This is a genomic window from Polaribacter sp. Hel_I_88, from assembly GCF_000687935.1.
GTDB lineage: Bacteria > Bacteroidota > Bacteroidia > Flavobacteriales > Flavobacteriaceae > Polaribacter.
Genome location: NZ_JHZZ01000001.1, coordinates 1,035,483 through 1,054,099, shown reverse-complemented (window position 1 = coordinate 1,054,099; position 18,617 = coordinate 1,035,483). Strand labels below are relative to the sequence as shown.

The following is an 18,617-nucleotide window of genomic DNA, read 5'->3' as shown; positions in this document are numbered from 1 at the left end:
GATTTTAAAATCCTTTAACAAATTATTCCAAAGTATTTTAAGAGTTTAAATACTGTTTACAAACTCTAAGAAAACTTGTTTGTGCTTTTCTAAATCCAAATCACCAGAAACCGAAGTTCTTACAATATAATCTTTATCACCTTCTTTTGTAGTTCCTTGTGTTGAGGTTGCAGGAATTGTCCAATAACAACCTTTTAATTGACCATAACTTACACAAAACTTACTTTCGTTAGGAATTTTGGTAATCATTAAGTTGATTAACTTTAAGTTCAACGCTCTTTTATACGTTTCTCTTTCAGCATCAGTATTACCTTTTGTTGGTAAATCTAAAGAAAAAACAGAAGGCGTAAAACTCTGATTAGCCAATTTTTCTGAAACAAAATTAATTTTTGCTTCTGGTAATTTTTCTTGAATAAAGTTTACAAATTCGCGTGTGTTTTTATAAGCATCTGCAATTCTTTGGTTCATAGATGGTAATTGCTCAGCCAATATTTCCATTTGATGATGGGTAGCTTCATTGTCACAAAGTTGTAAATGGATGTCAATTTTTTCCATTAAACTTGTGGTTTTATCATTCCCAACACAATAACCAGCAGTACATTTTCCTCCACTTGGAAACTTAGAACCACTTGCGTAAGAGATTGTTTTAACCTCTGATAAAATTTCTCCTTCACCTAAAAAATGAACATTAGGACAAAAAGTTTGATCTAAAATAAAAACAGGTTCTATCGCTTTTTCTCCTTTTTCTGTAAAGCGTTTTTTGCTTAAAGCATTTTTTAAATCGATTAAATTTGGCACTTCAACTCTTGGGTTTGTAGGGATTTCTGCAATAATAAAAGGCACAGCATCTTCAGTTGCCAATTTTGTTAAAACAGTTTCAATACTTTGAACCATTTCGTTATTTCCATCCACAGGTAAATCTACAATTTCCACATTTTTAAGACAATCTGCAACACGTCTTGCTTGATCATTTGTACCTCCATAACAATTTGGTGGCACAATAAATTTGATTGCTTTTTCTGGATAGTTTTCTTGAGCATCATGAATTAAACCCATCATAATTGCATACTGAATAGATAAACCACTGGAAGCAACCAAAGGATTTATGTTTGTTCCTGTAATTTCTTTGATCGATTCTAGAACAATTTTTTTGTTGTTTAAAACATCAATTTTTGGAGTCTTAAAAGCATCATTTTTAACCAAAGATTGCAAAGCAACTAAAGAATTAGAAGGCGTCATTGCAATGGTTTCTCTTCTTCTTACATGTTGAATATCGGAAATATAATTTTCATTTTCTTTTCCATTGATGCATAAAATACTTCCTAAAGTTGTATCTAAATTGATGTAGAAATCAATATTTGTATGGATATCAAAAGAAAAAATATTTTTTGTTGATGAGATAAAAACAGTAGTTCCATCAAATTCAGAAACGCTATTTGCGTTATCAATTTTCTTCATTTCAAAATTGTAGCCATAAATTTCTCTGATGATTTTTGCATCAAAAAAACTAGTTATTTCATCAGTATATAAAATTTGAGCTTTTTTATTTTTTAATAAATTTGTTCTCAAAATAGCTAAAATAGGAGTCGTTTTAGCCGAAAAACTAATTACATTTTCAGCTTTTGTATTATTTAAATTGGCAATAGCCCATTCTAAAACACAAGATAAAGGATGTCCTAAACGAATATAATCGTAAGCAGTTGGTAAATTTTTTAGTGCAGTAATGTCTGAATTATTGTCTTTAAATAATTCTTCAAACTGATTTAAAAAATCAGTTTTAGCCAATTCTTCGTTATAAATATCTAATCTATGAGTTGTTAAGTTTAGCCAATCTTTTGGCATGTTTTTTAAAACATTTTCTATATAATTCAGCATCTTATTGTCTTGCATAATTCTCAATTTTTAATAAGATTCAAAGATACAATAACTAGATTTTTTCTGATTTATATAGAAGTTAAATAATACTTATTTAATTTAAAAACAGCCATTCTATTTAGAGAATGACTGTTTAAAAAGACTAATTCAAATAGTGTTTTAAATTTTGCGTAAATAAATATCACCACTAATGGTATCTAATTTTAAAGAAGCTGTTCCTTTATCAATTGTTGTCACTATTTTAGAACCAAAACCTGTTTTTCTATTTTTTTTAAAATCGATTTCTAAATCGGAATAAACGGCTCCAATTAAGGTTTTTGCCTCTAGTTTTGCGTCAGCAACATAAATGTCAATATCTCCACTAATTGTTTTTAAGTGCATATCTTTTGAGTGTTTTTTTACTGTGATATTACCACTTATTAAATCTAACTTTAAAACTCCATTATAAGTTTCAGCTACAACATTACCAGAAATACTTTTGATTTTCAACTGCATATTTTCTGGAACATAAATTACATAATTTACAATATGACTATTACTTTCTTGGTAATTTATATTTATATTTTCCCCATTTTTATCATCAGAATTTGTAGTATAATAACTTCTGTATTTTTTAAAATAATCTCCATATTCTGAAGTTACTTTATAAGTTCTGCCAATTTTATCAGTTTTTAAATAAAAATAATCATTATGTTCATTATCATCTAAATTTACACTGGCTTCTAAAGAAATCTCATCTTTGTTCCAATTTTTAATAATGATGTTATTGGCGAATTTTAAGTGAACAGAAACATTTTCAATACCTTTTGATGATGTATTTTCGGTAACTTTTTTCTGTGCATTTAGGTTGTTAAAAGACAATAACAAGCCTATGAATAAGATTAAACTTTTCATTTTTAAAATATTTAAATTGTGTGAATTATTGTTGAATTCTGGCTTTAGAAAACCAAATTTTGTGTTAGGTTCTTTTGAGATTTCTCCTAAAATCGAAATGACAAACGCTATTTTACCTAAATAAAAATTACTTTTTTCTCAAATAAATATTACCCATAGAAGATTTTATGTAAATTTTTACACCACCATTATTTAGTTTAGATATAATACTTTTTCTACCACTAACATTTGGCATTCCTTTTTTTTCTGGCATTTTAAAATCGAAATTTGTGTAGACAGTTCCTTGCGTTTTTAACTCTAAATCTGCATCTGTATTTGCAGGAATTGCAATATCAATTTCAGAAACAGAACTGCTAATTGTAATTGGCGATTTTTGGCTAACTTTATCAAAATCGATGTCAATTTTACCTACACTTGTATTTGCAGTTATTGGACCTGTAACGTTTTTCATCTCTATGCTACCTGTATTTGTTTCAGCTTCTACTTCGCCTGTAAAACCTTCCATATAAATAGAGCCTAAATTGCCAGCATCAACAGAAATATTGATGTTTTTTGGTAGTTTAAAACTCAATCCACCTCTTTGTAAATAAGACTTTAAATCAGAAACATATAAAGTTGTGCCTTCTTTTAAAATTGAAAATCCAAAACCATCTGTGTCGTCTTTTCCTCCAGGATAAATTGCTGTTAATCCTTTTCTTTTATCTTCTTTTGATTTTACTTTTGCATCTCTTTCATTTTGAATTAACCAATGCACATTGTCTTTTTTGGAGTTTTTATCAATGTCTGAAATAACTAATTCTTGTGAACTCCCAACTTCTAACTTTATAGTTGTATCTGATAGTAAAACTACTTTTTGAACACCAGATAAAGAATATTTAAAGTCCTTTTTTTGCGCAACGAAAGCTGAACTAGCAAATAGTAATAAGATATATATATTTTTCATAATTTTCTTTGTGCTGTATTTAGTGCAGCATCTTTTTATAATAATGTTGATAAATTTAATTGTAATTGTTGTTTTACATATTGAGGAGTTTCCTCGTTTTCGAGCATTTTTTCCATGGGTTTAATGGCTCTTTTTTCTTGAATTTTCGATAAAATAATAATCAATTCTATTTGAACTGTTGTATTATTATCGGTTTCCAAGCTTTTAATTAAAGCATCTCTTACCAAGGTTTCTGATGAAAATTTAGACAACGCTTCTGCTGCAGCTAAGCGTACGTTTGTGTTTTTATCAAAAAATAATCGATTAATTAATGCTTCAATAATTTTAGTGTCTTTATTGGTAAATTCCTCTGCATTTGTAACTGCTAAAATTCGTTTGCTTGCGGAACTATCCTCTAATAAAGTTAACACTTCTGCTGTATTTTTTTCTTTTGATGATAATTTTTCTGGTTGATATTTTCCTAACAAAAAAGCACTAAATACTATTAAAATACTTGCAGCTACTTTTATAAAAGTTTTCCAATCTGTTTTTGATTTTAATGGAATTACTTTTGGTCCTTTTTTAGCAATTTCTTCTGCTAATATTTTATCGAAATTTACTTTTAAATTATTGGAAGGTATTTCCATTTTATCATTTTCTAAAATTGATAAAAAAGACTTTAATTCAACTAATTCTTGTTGACAATTTATGCAACTTTTTAGATGATGTTCAATTTCAGAATTTTCAACTTCTGATAAACAATTATCTAAATATTCAGTTAATTTATTTGCTATTTCTTTACATTTCATCATATTTCTTTTTGAAAATAGATTTCTTTTAATTTCTTTAATGCTCTATGCACTTTTACTTTTACAGCATTTTCTGTACTACCAATTATTTGTGCAATTTGCTGATATTTTATCTCTTGAAAGCGATGCATTACAATCAACTCTCTGTCTGAATTTGATAATTTTTGCAATGCTTTTTGTAAATGATCTAATTCTTCTTGTTGGCTCTCAGAAATTGAATTCTCATTAGATTCTAATTTATTATCATCAATAAGTATAGTTCGTTCTTTTTTTGTTGTTTGATAATGACTAGAAAAAATATTTCTGGCAATTGTGTAAATCCAAGCTGCAAAATTCCCTTGATTATAAGACGCTCTATATTTTATCACTTTAATAAAAACATCTTGGGTTAAATCTTCACTAACCATTTTATTCTGGGTCATTTTTCTAAAAAAATTATAAATACGCACTTGATATCTTTCAAAAAGAATCGTCATCAATTCTAATTTTCCAGTTGCAATAGCTAACATTATTTCTTCGTCAGTTAAATGTTTCAAGAATGGTTTGGTTGGTTTCTATTGTTAAAACCATCAATTTACAAAAAGGTTACATTGTTTTTGAAATTTTTTCTGAAAAGGGGAAAATTGTGTAATTTTTGAACTTTTGAAGTTTGTAATTGTTGAATGTTGGGTATAAAAAAACTCAAGCAAATAGCTTGAGTTTTATGAATTGTAATATTAAAATTTAAGCGATTACTTTTGTTTCGCTAATAAATCTCTAATTTGTTCTAATAATTCTTCTTGTGTTGGTCCTTTTGGAGCTGCTGGTTTTGGTTCTTCTTTCTTTTTAGTTGCATTTACACCTTTTACGATCATAAACATCACAAAAGCAACAATTATAAAATCGATAACGTTTGTTAAAAAATCACCATACAAAACAGCAACTTGCCCAACAGTTTCTCCAGCATCATTTAACGTACCTTCTTTAACTATCCATTTTAATTTTTTAAAATCGGCTTCAAATATTAAACCAATTAAAGGAGAAACGATTCCTCCAGTAAACGACGTAACTACTTGTTTAAAAGCAGCACCCATTACAAAACCTACTGCTATGTCTATAAGGTTTCCCTTCATTGCAAAGGCTTTAAATTCTTTAAGCATTCCCATAATATGTTTGTTTATTTGATTGTTAGATTGCTAAAATAGTAAAAATTATTTAAGTCTTTAACACTTTTTTAACACGTGGAGAAATACCTGTTAAAGTTTCATATACAATAGTTTCTGAAACGTCTGTGATGTGTTGTATCATTTCTTGGCTATTGAAGACAATTACTTCATCACCTTCCTTACAATCAACTTTGGTGATATCAACCATAATCATATCCATACAAACATTACCAATAATTTTTGCTTTTTGATTGTTGATGAGCACATAGCCTTTTTTATTTCCTAATTTTCTAGATAACCCATCTGCATGACCCACAGGAATTGTAGCGGATTTACTTGCTTTTTTAGCCACAAAAGCTCTATTGTAACCCACTGTTTCTCCTGGTTGAATATGATGAATTTGAGAAATAATCGATTTTAAATTGTGTGTGTTTTTTAGTTGAGCTGTTTCTTTTGGTTCATTTCCAAACCCATACATTCCTATACCAATTCTAACCATATCAAATTGTGCTTGCGCAAAATTTACAACACCAGAAGTATTTAAAATATGCAACATTGGCTCGTAATTTAAATGTTTGTAAAATTGTTGAGCAACATAGGCAAAATTATTTAGTTGATTTATAGTGAATTCTTGTTCTTCCAAATCTTCACTGGCAGCTAAATGAGAAAAAATAGATTGTACTTTAATATGACTAGTTTTCTTTAATTCTGAAATTATTTTAGGAATATCTGTATGCCAAAAACCCAATCTGTTTAAACCAGTATTAAATTTTAAATGAATCGGATAATTCATTAAAGGAGCTTTATCTGCTAATTCTAAAAAAGCATTGAAAATTTGAAAATTATATAAATTCGGTTCTAATCTATAATTTACAATATCTTGTAAATTCTGAATATGAGGATGCAAAACTAAAATTGGTGTATCAATATTTGCTTCACGAATGGCAATGCCCTCATGTGTGTAAGCAACTGCAAAATAATCTACTTTATCTTGCAAAAATTCAGCAACTTTTACACCATCAGAACCATAACCAAAAGCTTTAACCACCGCTAAAATTTTGGTTTCAGAATTTAATTTTTGCTTAAAATAATTTATGTTATGGACTAAAGCATTGCCATCAATTTCTAAAACAGTTACGTGGTTATTCATATGTTATGCTGAATTTATTTCAGTATTAGCTGAACTTGATTCAGTATCTTTTAGTTTATTTATTTTACTCTATTTTTAAATTTATTTGCGCATCAGCTGAGCCTTGTTTAGAATCTAAATTAGATTCACTATTCTTTTTAGCCAAAGCAATTTCTTCTTGCTTTTTTTTATTCGCTTTATAATAAGCAGCTCTGCTTAAAGGCTCATATTCTTGGGTTTCACCTAACATAACCAACTTATCATTTTGCGCTTTTCTAAAACTATAATGCGCTAAATTACCTGTGTGCGTGCAAACAGCATGCACTTTGGTAACATATTCTGCAGTTGCCATTAAAGCAGGCATTGGGCCAAAAGGATTTCCTTTAAAATCCATATCTAAACCAGCCACAATTACACGAATTCCTCTGTTTGCTAAATCGTTACAAACAGCCACAATTTCATCATCAAAAAACTGTGCTTCATCAATACCAACAACATCTACGTTGGTTGCTAACAAACGAATATTTGAAGAAACAGGAACAGGAGTTGAGCGAATTCTATTATCATTATGAGATACAACTTCCTCATCATCATAGCGTGTATCTACAGCAGGTTTAAAAATTTCTACACTTTGTTTTGCAAATTGCGCACGCTTTAAACGCCTAATTAATTCCTCTGTTTTTCCAGAAAACATAGAACCACAAATTACTTCTATCCAACCAAATTGTTCTGTATGATTTACTGTATTTTCAAGAAACATTTTGTAATTTTAAGCGTTATAATATTGTAAATTTTTGTAATTTTCAACGTTTACAAATTTATAAATAATTAGTAGTATAATTTAATTTCAAGGTACAACTTATGCACAAAAAGTTAGAAGCAGACTTAATTAGTTTAGCACATAGTATTTTACAGATGAAAAATAAAGACAATGTGTTTTTATTAAAGCAGAAATCTAAAGAAATTTATGAAAAATTAGCTGTTTTAGCATTTGTGGAAGAATACGTAAACGCAACACCTGGCTTAAAGGAAACAAAAACCGAATTATTAGAAACCGTTGAAAAAGCATTCGCTGCAAAAAAAGAAGCTAAAGCAGAAAAATTAGCAAGGGAAAAAGTTGTTTATAATTTAGAAGAAGCATTAAAAGAAGTTGAAAAAGTGGAGGTTGAGCAAGAAATTAATGTAGAAAATGATCTTGTAGCTACTCATAAACCTGAACCAGAAAATAAAAATCAAGAAAAAGCGAAACCAGAAGAAGTTATAGAACAACCTTTTGATGAGTTGGAGGAGATTATGTTTTCCAAAGAAATTCCACCAAAATCTGTGGAAGAAGAAAAATTAGAGGAAGTGCCTGAAATTAAAGTAGAAGAAACCACTGAAATTATTATCCCTACTACTCAGGAAGATATTCCTTTAGTAAGTGATGTTGTAAATGTTGAAGTAAGAAAAACAATGTCTTTAGAGGAAGAATTACAGGACATCGTTTCTGTAGATTTTATGGCAGATTTGTTTGAAAAAGCTCCCTCAAAATCATTAAATGATCGATTTTCAGGTAATATTCAAATTGGTTTGAATGATAGAATTGCATTTGTAAAAAACCTTTTTAATGGCAATCAAGAAGATTATAACAGAGTAATTTCTCAATTAAATACTTTAAAATCTGCTGATGAAGCAAAAAAGTTCATCAATTCTATGGTAAAACCAGATTATAATTGGTCTGAAAAAGAAGAATTAGAAACTCGTTTTATGGAAATTATTGAGCGTAAATTCGCTTAAAAAAATTTTGTAAATGTTGAAACGTTTAATCGTGTAATTGAAGTAACGTTAAAATTAAAAAGATTAGTTTTATAAAAGTCCAGACTTTTACACAGTTCAACAGTTCCACAATTACACATACTTAAACAGTTTCAGGCATTTACACAAATAGACAATTTAACAATTACACCTAATATTTGAAACCAATCTTAATCCATACTCATTTTCACAAACGCAAAACAGGCGTTACAAGAAGCATAGAAAACGTGCTTCCTTTTTTTGTTGAGGAATTTGAAACTTATGTTTATGGCTCTAATATTGATGGAAATCAAATAACCAAATCAAAATTAAAAAAAATATTATTTTCTTCGGATGTAAAGAAAGTGGTGCATTGTCATCGAAATAATGAGATTTTGAGGATGCTTGTTTATCGACTTTTAGGAGCAAAATTTTTGCTTGTTGCCACAAGACATGCAGAAACAAAACCATCAAAATTAACGCTGTTTTTACTAAAAAAAGCAGACAAAGTAATTACGCTTATCAAAAGCATGAGCCATAATTTAGGCATTGAAAACACGATTGTTGGGCATGGAGTTAAGGTGCACGAATTTGTACCAAATCCCACTAAAAAGTTACCAAAAATTTCCCAAAAGAATATCATTTTAAATGCTGGCAGAATAAGAAAACAAAAAGGGCAACTTGTGTTGTTAGAGGCAGCCAAAGTTCTAAAAGAACATAAAAACTGGGCTTTAGTTTTGGTTGGTAAAATAGACAAACCAGAATTTTCGGAGGAATTAAAAGCGATTGTTAAAAAACATCAATTAGAAAATCAAGTTTATTTTGTGAAGGAAACAAGAGATATTATTTCTTATTACCAAGCAGCAAAAATTGTGGTGGCACCAAGTTTTTCCGAAGGTTTTTCTTTGGTTACTGCAGAAGCTATGAGTTGCGAATGTTCTGTAATTGCCACAAAAAATGTGGGTGTTCATTCGGAAATTATTACACATGCTAAAAACGGTTATTTATTTGAAGCTGGTAATGTTACTGAATTAGAAACACTTTTATCGAAATCTATTCAAGGAGAAATACCACATTTAGGCCAACAAGCAAGACAAGAAATTCTACAAAATTGGAGCGCAAAAAAAGAAGCTGAGAGTTTGATGGAGATTTATAAGGGTTAAAATATCCATATTTGCTAAATATAGATATTTTTGTTAATTTAGCTTAAAATTTATTTTTATGAATGTTAGTTTTACAAAAAAGCAAGAAGATTATATTTCCAAACAAGTAGAAACTGGAGAGTATCAGAATAATAGCGAAGTTATTAGAGATGCTTTGAGATTACACAGTATATACAGAGAAAAAGTAATACAAGATTTAAGGATTGAAATTGAAAAAGGTTGGTCTGGAGCTCCAAGTAAAAGGTCTGTTTCTGATATTATTAAAAGTAAAAAGAAACATTAATTTTACTAAACTTCATGAAATTACTTTCTTATAAATTATCAAAAAAAGCAGATTTTGATTTAGAAGAAATTTTTGAACATACAGAAATTACCTATGGATATGAACAAGCTATATTTTATCTTACTCATTTAGAAAACTTATTCGAGAATTTAGTATTACAACCAGAAATAGGTCGACAAAGAAATCAAATAAAAAAAGGTTTATTTTCAATTACAGAGCAAGAACATACAATTTTTTACAGAATTTTTGAAAGCAATATTAGAATTGTTAGAGTTTTACATGGAAGAAGAGATTTAGCTAGAAACTTTAAAAATTAACTGATATTTTTTGAATTTTTGTAGTGCAAAAAAAGAAGCTGAGAGTTTAATTAAAGTATATAAATCAAATTAAAATAAATTAAAAATGAGAAAAATTGTAGCAATTATTACAGTATTTATGTTCACTTCAATTTCAATAAATGCACAAAAAATTGAAATGAAAAAAGTTTGGGGAGGTTATCAATTTACACAAAGTGGAAAAACCGTAAATGTTAGTCAAATGCAAGAAATTATGAAAGACAATGAAGAAGCATTAGATTTAATAACATCTGCAAAAACGAACCAAACTTGGGCAATGGTTTTAGGAACTGCTGGAGGAGGATTAATTGGTTTTCCTATAGGAACTGCAATTGGTGGTGGAGATCCAGAATGGATTTTAGCTGGAGCTGGTGTGGCTCTAATAGCAATTACAATTCCAATTATTGAAGGCTTTAATAAAAAAGCTAAAAATGCTGTTGAATTATACAATGCAGAAGTTACCTCAAACGCATATCGTTTTAATCCATCTTTTAATTTTACAATAAAAGGTGCCAATCTAGGATTAACAATGAGTTTTTAGTGAAAAAGAAACATATTGTAACAAAACAACTTGGTTCTCGTCTTAAAAGAAAACCAAGTATTATGAAACTATTCACAACAATTTTATCTTTATTTTTAACTTTAAGTGCTTTTGCACAACAAACTACCTTCAAAAACTTTTACGATAATCATCAAGAACAATCTGCTTTTTCAATGAATTTATCAGCATCTTTTGCTGGTTCTTTTTTAAGTGATGATGATAATGACGATTTTAAAAAACTACTAAAAAAGTCGGGCGATTTTAAATTAATGGTCTTTAATAACGAGGATTCATCAGTATCAAAAGATTTTAAAAAGTACATCAGAAAAAACAATTTAAAAACAATGGCTCGTGTAAAAAGCGATAAAAGTAGAGCTTCTTTTTATATTTTAGAAGAAAACGATATGATCAAAGAAATTGTACTTCAAGCCAATAGTGATGAAGATCAATTGGTCTTATTTGGTTTAAAAACCAATATTACTAAAGACGAACTCGCAAAAATAATGAGCAACTCTAAAGTAAATATTACCTCAGATTAAAGTAAAAGAACTAAAAACAATAAAAGCAACTTTAATTTTTCACAAGAGTTTTCCCCTTTGGGGAATTAAAGGGGCATTTCTTTTAATTTTTCTATAACTTTTTTACTGTTTCCAATAAATATTTCACCATCAACCAAAAAAACGGGACGTTTTAAAAACGTATATTCTTCTAAAAGATATTTCTTATAATCACTTTCAGACAAGTTTTTATCCTTTAAACCCAAAGAAGTATACAATCTTGCACGTTTGTTAAACAAGGCTTCGTAACTTTCAGAAAGCGCATACATTTCAGCCAATTCTTTTTCAGAAATTGGGTTTGACTTAATTTCACGTTTTTCAAAACCCTCTGTGTTTACTTCCTTTAAAATTCGTTTGCAGGTATCACAAGTTTGCAAAAAATATACTTTCTTCATTTTTATCGATTATATTTACACATCAAAATTACAGATAAAAAAATGAACATACAATTTGATATTTTAAGAAAATCTAGAGCACTACTTTTAAACGAATTAGAAGGATTAACTTTAGAGCAAATACACAAAATTCCGACAGGATTCAAGAATAATATTGCTTGGAATGTAGCACATGTAGTAGTTACACAACAATTGTTGCATTATAAATTTTCTGGTTTAAATTGTTTGTGTCCAGACGATTTAATTGACAATTATAAAAAAGGAACTGAACCAACAAAAAACTTTACAGAAGAAGAATTTGAAGAAGTAAAAGATTTGTTAATGGGCTTTCCAGATACTTTACAAGAAGATTATGAAGCTGGTATTTTCGAGAATTATACAGAATATACAACAAGTACAGGTGTTATTTTAACGTCTATGGATGTTGCAATTCCGTTCAATAATTTCCATGAAGGCATTCATTATGGCATTGTAAGATCTATCAAAAAGTTTCTATAATTGTCATCTTGAGCGCAGACGAAAGGTTTGAAGCTATTTCCAGCTTTCAGCACTCGCTTTTTTTGCCTGAAAAAGGCAAAAAAGAGCTCAAACAGATGCTTCAATCTGGGCTAAACTTGTTTGCTAACTTTTGGAGAATTAGAACAGCAAGAAAATTTTAAAAAATGAAATTCAACACTAAAACAATTCACGGAGGTCAACAACCAGAAGAAGCAACAGGAGCTGTAATGCCACCAATTTTTCAAACCTCTACTTTTGCACAATTCAGTCCTGGTCAACATAAAGGGTATGGCTATGCAAGAGGAGCAAACCCAACAAGAACAGCGTTAGAAAACAGTTTGGCATCCTTAGAAAATGGTACACATGGTTTTGCTTTTGCCTCTGGAATGGCTGCCATAGATTGTGTGTTAAGATTACTGAAACCTGGAGACGAAATTATTGCTGGAGACGATTTGTATGGAGGAACCTACAGAATGTTTACGCAATTATTTCAAAAATATGGTTTGGAATTTTCTTATGTAGACATGGATTCAGTTGAAAATGTAACCAAAGCAATCACTCAAAAAACAAAATTAATCTGGATTGAAACTCCAACAAATCCACTGATGAAAATTGCAGATATTCAAGAAATTTCATCAGCAGTTAAAAATGAAAACAGCAATATTTTAATAGCTGTAGATAATACTTTCGCCACTCCATATTTACAAAAACCTTTAGATTTAGGAGCAGATATTGTAATGCATTCTGCCACAAAATATTTGGGAGGTCATTCAGATTTAATTATGGGAGCTTTAATGGTAAATGAAGAAAAGCTGGCAAAAGAAATCCATTTTATACAATTTGCAGCTGGTGCAATTGCTGGTCCAATGGATTCTTTTTTAGCTTTAAGAGGTATCAAAACCTTACATGTTAGAATGCAAAGACACTGTGAAAATGGCAAAGCAGTTGCTGAGTTTTTAGAAAATCATCCAAAAGTTGGTACTGTTTATTTTCCTGGTTTAGAAAAGCATCCAAGTCATAAAATTGCCAAAAAACAGATGAAAGATTTTGGAGGAATGGTTTCTTTTAAACTAAAAGATGACAACAAAGTAGCAACTTTTAAATTCTTAGAGAACACAAAATTGTTTACGTTGGCAGAATCTTTAGGAGGTGTTGAAAGTTTGGTGAATCACCCTGTAACTATGAGCCATGCATCAATTCCAGAGCAAGAACGTTTAAAAATCGGAATTACAGATAATTTAATAAGATTAAGTGTTGGGATTGAAGATATAGAAGATATCTTGGCAGATTTAGAGCAAGCTTTGAGTTTATAATCAATAAAATTTTCCAGACCTGACAGGTTTTTGAAACCTGTCAGGTCTTTATTTCGGAAGTTTTATTCAACTGTAAAATTTTCTTCCAAGAAAAAGTTGGCTCTGATATCTAATTTGTTAATGGTTTGATTGTAAATAATTCTTTCAGCCAATTGCTTTTTAAGATAATTTCCAGTATCCCATTTATTGTTTTTGTTTTCATCAATAATAGCTCTTACTGTATATTTTTTAGGTTCTAATAAATCAAACACAATTTTGGTAGATGTGGAAATAAATGTACGTTCTATCAATTCATCTTGTTTGTTTCCAGATAATAATTCGATAATTAAATTTTTAGAATTTACATTATTTACATTTAATGTAATTCTTGCATAATCATCAATTTGTTTGGTGCTAAAATTATAACTAAGTGTATCGTTTTGAATGCCAAAAATATCTTCAAAAGCAGCAGGATAGGCTTTAAAACGATATTTTTCTTTGGGTTGCTTTTCAAAAATAAAACCTATTTTATTCTCTTTACTAGAAACCAACGTGCTGTAATTTACAGCGATTGTATCTTTATCAATTAAATTAATTTTAGTAGTATCAATTTTTACAATTGGGTTGTTACTCTCTATGTAAAAAGTATCTCTTAATTGTAAAACATTTTTGGAAGAAGCATTTAACACTAGAGAATCTAACTTGTTTTTTCTTAATTTTACGGTTAACGTATCTAAAAACTCTCTGTTGGCAACCGTAAAATTTAAAGAATCTGCTTCAAAAGGCGTAAACCAATAATTTAAGGTGTCTTTATCAACCATAAATTTCGAGACACTTTTAAAGTCTTTTGGAACATCAGATAACAAATTTATCTGCAAATCTTTTCCATCCCCCTCAAAACCAAATTCAATTTTACCTTTGGTAATTTCTTTACCTCTTGCAAATTGATAAGGCTGGTTTTCCTTAAATAATATAATAGGTTTTGTTAAAATACTATCTCTTGGTAGTTGAATTGTATCTGTATAAAAACCAATTTTATCGGTTGTAGAATCAAAAATATAATCTCTTATACTTTCTTGTAAAGCCAACAATAAATACTTTCCTTTTCTAAGATTTGTAAATTGAAAACCAACAGTATCTATATTATTAGTAACGTAATTTGGTTTTTGTTTGTAGATGATAGAATCGTTAAAAGAACTATCTAATCTGTATAATAAAACGCTTACATCTTTAGGGTTTTCTTGTAAAATAGCATCTTTTACAGTTCCTGAAGTTTTTAAAGAATCAATATAAGTTCCTGTTGAAAAAACATATTTAAAGTTCTCTAAAATATTACTTTCGTTATTATCTTCTACAGCATTTCCAAAATTAAAAATATAGGTTGTATTTGATTTTAAAGTATCTATAATTTCAATTTTAATGTTTTTACTTGCAGTTCCTTGAGGTGTAATTATAGGAGGATTTTTCATTGGTGGCGAAACTACCAACTGTTTATTAACATCTTTTAGCTTAATAAATTCATCAAATTCTATGATAATTTCTTTTTTATTAAAGTTGATGGTTTCATTTGCTGGTTTTGCAACCACAAACAAAGGTGCACTTTCATCTTTTGGACCACCATCTGGTCTGCCAGTTCTAGCACAATTGGTTATAAAAACGAATGATATCAACAAAAAAAGAAATCTGAAAACTATTTTCACAAAGTAAATTTTACACAAATTAACGATTATTTTTCGAATTTAAAATCATAAAATTCACTCAGTATATGCCATTGTTAAAATACTTATCTTACAATTTTCTGCTTTTAAGAACTCTTTTGCACACGCCTCTAAAGTTGCACCTGTTGTAATTACATCGTCAATTAGTAAAATATGTTTGTTGTTAAATTTCGCTGGATTTTTTAAATGAAATTTAGTGTCCAAATGATTAAAACGTTCAAAACGAGATTTAAACGTTTGCGTTTTGGTTGATGAAATCCTAACAAGTTCGTTACTAATAAAAGGTTTTTTTAAGTAAAAACTTAGTTGTTTGCCAAATTTTGTAACTTGATTATAGCCTCTTTCTCGCATTTTTTTGGGATGCAAAGGCACAGGAATTATACAATCGACCTTCTTAAATTCTTCATTTTCTGCAAGCATTTCTCCTAGCCAATTGCCAAAGAAAACACTAATTTCTTCATTGCCTTTGTATTTTAAATCGTGAATTAATTGTAAAGTGCTTCCTTTTTTTCTGTAAAATAATAAGGCAAAACCTTTTTCAATTAAAACTTTTCCATAAAAAGTTTGTGTTACTTTATTGCTTGTAAAGTCTTGGAAGTTAGTGAGTGGTAAATCGTGTCTGCAAAGTGTGCAAAGTACATTTTCGTTTTCAATTAAAGCTGCATCACAAACAACACACAATTTAGGATAAAAAAGATGGAATAAGTCTTTTAAAAGTGGCATCTTTACAGAACATTTTTCAGAAATATAAGTAATAAACAACAAAAATCGATTGTCTAATAGAATAAATTTTTTTAAAGAAGCTGTAAAAAACATTAAAACGTTGGGCACAGTTGCACCAAGTTCAAGATTTTTGTCGAAAAAAATGTTACGTAAAATCGATTTTCAAAAAGCTGAGGTTATCCTAGAATTAGGGCCAGGAAATGGCGCAATTACCAACTATATTTTAGAGAGTTTAGCACCAAATGCAAGACTAATTTGCTTTGAGATTAATGATAATTTTTATCATCAACTAAAAAAAATAAAACATCCACAACTAATTGTTTTAAAAGCTTCAGCAGAAAAAATTGAAGAAGAATTAGCAAAACTTAACATCACTAAAGTTCCTTATATTATCTCTAGTTTGCCACTTACCATTATTCCTGATGAAGTTTCGGATGAAATTCTGCAAAAATCATATAATATTCTAAAAAATAACGGAACCTTTATACAATATCAATACAGTTTAACGTACTATAAAAAATTGAAGAAAGTATTTAAAGAAGCTATTTTATTAGAGTTTGAGCCTTTAAATATTCCACCAGCATTTATTTATCATTGTAAAAAAGTCGAGTAATTTTTTTGTTGAAAAACTTCTGTAAACGTGTATATTTGCGCTCATTATGGCAAAACAAGAAGATCAATTTAAAAAAGTTTTATCGCACGCAAAAGAATATGGTTATGTGTTTCAGTCTTCTGAAATTTATGACGGTTTAAGTGCGGTTTACGATTATGCTCAAAATGGAGTTGAGCTAAAGAAAAATATTAGAGATTATTGGTGGAAAGCAATGGTGCAAATGCACGAAAACATTGTGGGTATTGATGCTGCAATTTTAATGCACCCAACTACTTGGAAAGCTTCTGGACATGTAGATGCTTTTAACGATCCTTTAATTGATAACAAAGACTCTAAAAAACGTTACAGAGCTGATGTTTTAATAGAAGATTATTGTGCAAAAATTGAAGGCAAAATAAATAAGGAAGTAGACAAAGCTGCAAAACGTTTTGGAGATGCTTTTGATAAAGAAGAATTTTTAGCAACTAATGGAAGAGTTGTTGGGTATCAAGAAAAAATAAAGTCGATTTTAGCAAGAATGGGCAAATCTTTATCGAATGAAGATTTAGATGATGTTAAATTATTGATTGAAGAATTAGAAATTGCAGATCCTTTAACAGGTTCAAGAAACTGGACAGAAGTGAAGCAATTCAACTTAATGTTCGGAACAAAAATTGGGGCATCAGCAGAAAATTCTACGCAAGTTTATTTACGACCAGAAACTGCGCAAGGTATTTTTGTGAACTTTTTAAACGTACAAAAAACTGGGCGAATGAAAATTCCTTTTGGAATTGCACAAACAGGTAAAGCCTTTAGAAATGAAATTGTTGCAAGACAATTTATTTTTAGAATGCGTGAGTTTGAACAAATGGAAATGCAATATTTTGTAAAACCAGGAACGCAAAAAGAATGGTATGAAAACTGGAAAGAAACCAGAATGAAATGGCATTTAAGTTTAGGAATGGGTGCAGAAAATTATCGTTTTCATGACCATGATAAACTAGCACATTATGCAGATGCAGCAGCAGATATTGAGTTTAATTTCCCTTTTGGTTTTAAAGAATTAGAAGGAATTCACTCAAGAACTGATTTCGATTTAAAAGCACACGAAGAACATTCAGGAAAAAAATTACAATATTTTGATCATGAAGAAAATAAAAGTTACACACCTTATGTTGTAGAAACTTCTATTGGTTTAGACAGAATGTTTTTGGCGGTTTTCTCTAATTCTTTGGTTGATGAAGAGTTAGAAAATGGAAGTACAAGAACCGTTTTAAAATTACCAGCAGTTTTAGCACCTTACAAAGCAGCCATTTTTCCTTTGGTAAAAAAGGATGGTTTGCCAGAAGTTGCCAAAGAAATTATGGAAGACTTACAATGGGATTTCAATGTTTTTTATGACGAAAAAGATGCAGTTGGGAAACGTTATAGAAGACAAGATGCAGCAGGAACTCCATTTTGTATTACTGTAGATCATGATTCTTTAACAGATAAATGCGTAACTATAAGACATAGAGATTCTATGGAGCAAGAACGTGTTGCTATTGCAGATTTAAAAGATATTATAAATGCAGCAGTGTCTGTAAAAACTTGGTTGCAGAGAATGTAATTTATAGTGGACAAATATATTTCAAATAAGAATCCTCATTGTAATTAATGAGGATTCTTGTTTTATAAAACGTTTAAGAAAGGTGCAGCTATAATGGGATATAGTATTATTGCTAAGATAATAGCAATTATGATAATAATAAAATTAACAATTTTTTCTTTTTTTCGCTGACCTTTTATTTTCTTTTGAATATTTAATCTTGCTTTTTGAGAAAGTTCCTTTTCTTTTGAATAAATTAAATTTTTTCTTTTTCTAATGTCCAATCTGTTTTCTCGATTAAAAAACTTTTTACGTGGTTTTTTCCTTGAATTATTTTTCAAGGTTGTAATCATCGATTGAACAGCTATTCCAGCACCAAGCATTT

22 protein-coding genes are annotated in these 18,617 nt (G+C 29.3%); 10 read left to right on the top strand and 12 right to left on the bottom strand.

Annotated features, from left to right (window positions below):
• Nucleotides 1-45: 45 nt before the first annotated feature.
• The 8 genes from P161_RS0104665 to P161_RS18050 all read right to left on the bottom strand — a co-directional run bounded on the left by P161_RS0104665 (nt 46) and on the right by P161_RS18050 (nt 7,534).
• Nucleotides 46-1,890: a cystathionine beta-synthase gene (locus P161_RS0104665; RefSeq protein WP_026775888.1), complete on the bottom strand. Its 1,845-nt coding sequence runs from the start codon at nt 1,888-1,890 to the stop codon at nt 46-48.
• A gap of 144 nt (nt 1,891-2,034) precedes the next feature.
• On the bottom strand, nt 2,035-2,769 hold the full coding sequence (locus P161_RS0104660; protein WP_036841247.1) for a DUF4097 family beta strand repeat-containing protein: 735 nt from the start codon (nt 2,767-2,769) through the stop codon (nt 2,035-2,037).
• Nucleotides 2,770-2,896: 127 nt separating this feature from the next.
• Nucleotides 2,897-3,712 (bottom strand): hypothetical protein, encoded by an 816-nt coding sequence (locus tag P161_RS0104650; RefSeq protein WP_026775886.1) that lies wholly within the window; start codon nt 3,710-3,712, stop codon nt 2,897-2,899.
• 35 nt (nt 3,713-3,747) lie between these two features.
• A complete protein-coding gene (locus P161_RS18985; protein WP_051605664.1) occupies nt 3,748-4,500 on the bottom strand; it encodes a HEAT repeat domain-containing protein in 753 nt (250 codons plus the stop codon).
• Nucleotides 4,500-5,036, bottom strand: coding sequence for an RNA polymerase sigma factor (locus P161_RS0104640; protein WP_026775885.1), 537 nt, complete (start codon nt 5,034-5,036; stop codon nt 4,500-4,502). The genes P161_RS18985 and P161_RS0104640 overlap by 1 nt, the downstream gene beginning before the upstream one ends.
• 195 nt (nt 5,037-5,231) lie before the next feature.
• Nucleotides 5,232-5,639, bottom strand: a complete 408-nt coding sequence (gene mscL, locus P161_RS0104630; RefSeq protein ID WP_051605809.1) for a large-conductance mechanosensitive channel protein MscL — start codon at nt 5,637-5,639, stop codon at nt 5,232-5,234.
• A gap of 55 nt (nt 5,640-5,694) precedes the next feature.
• Nucleotides 5,695-6,795, bottom strand: a complete 1,101-nt coding sequence (gene alr / locus P161_RS0104625; RefSeq protein ID WP_026775883.1) for an alanine racemase — start codon at nt 6,793-6,795, stop codon at nt 5,695-5,697.
• Nucleotides 6,796-6,859: 64 nt separating this feature from the next.
• Nucleotides 6,860-7,534, bottom strand: a complete 675-nt coding sequence (locus P161_RS18050) for a thymidine kinase (protein WP_036841245.1) — start codon at nt 7,532-7,534, stop codon at nt 6,860-6,862.
• A gap of 101 nt (nt 7,535-7,635) precedes the next feature.
• On the opposite strand from P161_RS18050, the gene P161_RS0104615 reads away from it, so the two are divergent.
• From P161_RS0104615 to P161_RS0104590, 6 genes are all read left to right on the top strand, one after another.
• Nucleotides 7,636-8,550, top strand: coding sequence for a hypothetical protein (locus P161_RS0104615; RefSeq protein WP_026775882.1), 915 nt, complete (start codon nt 7,636-7,638; stop codon nt 8,548-8,550).
• A 176-nt stretch (nt 8,551-8,726) separates the two neighbouring features.
• On the top strand, nt 8,727-9,710 hold the full coding sequence (locus tag P161_RS0104610; protein ID WP_026775881.1) for a glycosyltransferase family 4 protein: 984 nt from the start codon (nt 8,727-8,729) through the stop codon (nt 9,708-9,710).
• Nucleotides 9,711-9,768: 58 nt separating this feature from the next.
• A complete protein-coding gene (locus P161_RS0104605) occupies nt 9,769-9,993 on the top strand; it encodes a type II toxin-antitoxin system ParD family antitoxin (protein ID WP_026775880.1) in 225 nt (74 codons plus the stop codon).
• 14 nt (nt 9,994-10,007) lie between these two features.
• Nucleotides 10,008-10,310: a type II toxin-antitoxin system RelE/ParE family toxin gene (locus tag P161_RS0104600; protein ID WP_026775879.1), complete on the top strand. Its 303-nt coding sequence runs from the start codon at nt 10,008-10,010 to the stop codon at nt 10,308-10,310.
• 85 nt (nt 10,311-10,395) lie between these two features.
• Nucleotides 10,396-10,869, top strand: coding sequence for a hypothetical protein (locus tag P161_RS0104595; RefSeq protein ID WP_026775878.1), 474 nt, complete (start codon nt 10,396-10,398; stop codon nt 10,867-10,869).
• 62 nt (nt 10,870-10,931) lie between these two features.
• Entirely contained in the window at nt 10,932-11,408 is a 477-nt protein-coding gene (locus tag P161_RS0104590; protein WP_036841782.1) for a DUF4252 domain-containing protein, read from the top strand.
• Nucleotides 11,409-11,473: 65 nt separating this feature from the next.
• Here the strand turns inward: P161_RS0104590 and P161_RS0104585 are convergent, their stop codons facing one another.
• Nucleotides 11,474-11,821 (bottom strand): arsenate reductase family protein, encoded by a 348-nt coding sequence (locus P161_RS0104585; RefSeq protein ID WP_026775876.1) that lies wholly within the window; start codon nt 11,819-11,821, stop codon nt 11,474-11,476.
• Between the two features lie 42 nt (nt 11,822-11,863).
• On the opposite strand from P161_RS0104585, the gene P161_RS0104580 reads away from it, so the two are divergent.
• The gene (locus tag P161_RS0104580; RefSeq protein ID WP_026775875.1) at nt 11,864-12,319 is read left to right on the top strand and encodes a DinB family protein; all 456 of its coding nucleotides are present in this window, start codon (nt 11,864-11,866) and stop codon (nt 12,317-12,319) included.
• Between the two features lie 164 nt (nt 12,320-12,483).
• Complete coding sequence (locus tag P161_RS0104570; RefSeq protein WP_026775874.1) at nt 12,484-13,632, top strand: cystathionine gamma-synthase; 1,149 nt, start codon at nt 12,484-12,486, stop codon at nt 13,630-13,632.
• A gap of 62 nt (nt 13,633-13,694) precedes the next feature.
• Here the strand turns inward: P161_RS0104570 and P161_RS0104565 are convergent, their stop codons facing one another.
• Entirely contained in the window at nt 13,695-15,284 is a 1,590-nt protein-coding gene (locus tag P161_RS0104565; RefSeq protein WP_231494699.1) for an Ig-like domain-containing protein, read from the bottom strand.
• Between the two features lie 81 nt (nt 15,285-15,365).
• Nucleotides 15,366-16,052 (bottom strand): ComF family protein, encoded by a 687-nt coding sequence (locus P161_RS0104560; RefSeq protein WP_026775872.1) that lies wholly within the window; start codon nt 16,050-16,052, stop codon nt 15,366-15,368.
• 49 nt (nt 16,053-16,101) lie between these two features.
• On the opposite strand from P161_RS0104560, the gene P161_RS0104555 reads away from it, so the two are divergent.
• Together P161_RS0104555 and P161_RS0104550 are read left to right on the top strand one after the other, a co-directional pair.
• The gene (locus tag P161_RS0104555; RefSeq protein WP_051605663.1) at nt 16,102-16,665 is read left to right on the top strand and encodes a class I SAM-dependent methyltransferase; all 564 of its coding nucleotides are present in this window, start codon (nt 16,102-16,104) and stop codon (nt 16,663-16,665) included.
• A 46-nt stretch (nt 16,666-16,711) separates the two neighbouring features.
• Complete coding sequence (locus P161_RS0104550) at nt 16,712-18,253, top strand: glycine--tRNA ligase (RefSeq protein ID WP_026775870.1); 1,542 nt, start codon at nt 16,712-16,714, stop codon at nt 18,251-18,253.
• A 62-nt stretch (nt 18,254-18,315) separates the two neighbouring features.
• Here P161_RS0104550 and P161_RS0104545 read toward each other — a convergent pair whose 3' ends face one another.
• On the bottom strand, nt 18,316-18,573 hold the full coding sequence (locus tag P161_RS0104545; RefSeq protein ID WP_155810419.1) for a hypothetical protein: 258 nt from the start codon (nt 18,571-18,573) through the stop codon (nt 18,316-18,318).
• Nucleotides 18,574-18,617 lie beyond the last annotated feature (44 nt).

Bases quoted from the DNA above. Each gene is read 5' to 3' on its own strand.
- P161_RS0104580 (WP_026775875.1), top strand. From the start codon at position 11,864: ATGAACATACAATTTGATATTTTAAGAAAATCTAGAGCACTACTTTTA.
- P161_RS0104595 (WP_026775878.1), top strand. From the start codon at position 10,396: ATGAGAAAAATTGTAGCAATTATTACAGTATTTATGTTCACTTCAATT.
- P161_RS18985 (WP_051605664.1), bottom strand. From the start codon at position 4,500: ATGAAATGTAAAGAAATAGCAAATAAATTAACTGAATATTTAGATAAT.
- P161_RS0104605 (WP_026775880.1), top strand. From the start codon at position 9,769: ATGAATGTTAGTTTTACAAAAAAGCAAGAAGATTATATTTCCAAACAA.
- P161_RS0104590 (WP_036841782.1), top strand. From the start codon at position 10,932: ATGAAACTATTCACAACAATTTTATCTTTATTTTTAACTTTAAGTGCT.
- P161_RS0104615 (WP_026775882.1), top strand. From the start codon at position 7,636: ATGCACAAAAAGTTAGAAGCAGACTTAATTAGTTTAGCACATAGTATT.
- P161_RS0104660 (WP_036841247.1), bottom strand. From the start codon at position 2,769: ATGAAAAGTTTAATCTTATTCATAGGCTTGTTATTGTCTTTTAACAAC.
- P161_RS0104550 (WP_026775870.1), top strand. From the start codon at position 16,712: ATGGCAAAACAAGAAGATCAATTTAAAAAAGTTTTATCGCACGCAAAA.
- P161_RS0104585 (WP_026775876.1), bottom strand. From the start codon at position 11,821: ATGAAGAAAGTATATTTTTTGCAAACTTGTGATACCTGCAAACGAATT.
- P161_RS0104650 (WP_026775886.1), bottom strand. From the start codon at position 3,712: ATGAAAAATATATATATCTTATTACTATTTGCTAGTTCAGCTTTCGTT.
- P161_RS18050 (WP_036841245.1), bottom strand. From the start codon at position 7,534: ATGTTTCTTGAAAATACAGTAAATCATACAGAACAATTTGGTTGGATA.
- alr (WP_026775883.1), bottom strand. From the start codon at position 6,795: ATGAATAACCACGTAACTGTTTTAGAAATTGATGGCAATGCTTTAGTC.
- P161_RS0104570 (WP_026775874.1), top strand. From the start codon at position 12,484: ATGAAATTCAACACTAAAACAATTCACGGAGGTCAACAACCAGAAGAA.
- mscL (WP_051605809.1), bottom strand. From the start codon at position 5,639: ATGCTTAAAGAATTTAAAGCCTTTGCAATGAAGGGAAACCTTATAGAC.
- P161_RS0104600 (WP_026775879.1), top strand. From the start codon at position 10,008: ATGAAATTACTTTCTTATAAATTATCAAAAAAAGCAGATTTTGATTTA.
- P161_RS0104665 (WP_026775888.1), bottom strand. From the start codon at position 1,890: ATGCAAGACAATAAGATGCTGAATTATATAGAAAATGTTTTAAAAAAC.
- P161_RS0104560 (WP_026775872.1), bottom strand. From the start codon at position 16,052: ATGCCACTTTTAAAAGACTTATTCCATCTTTTTTATCCTAAATTGTGT.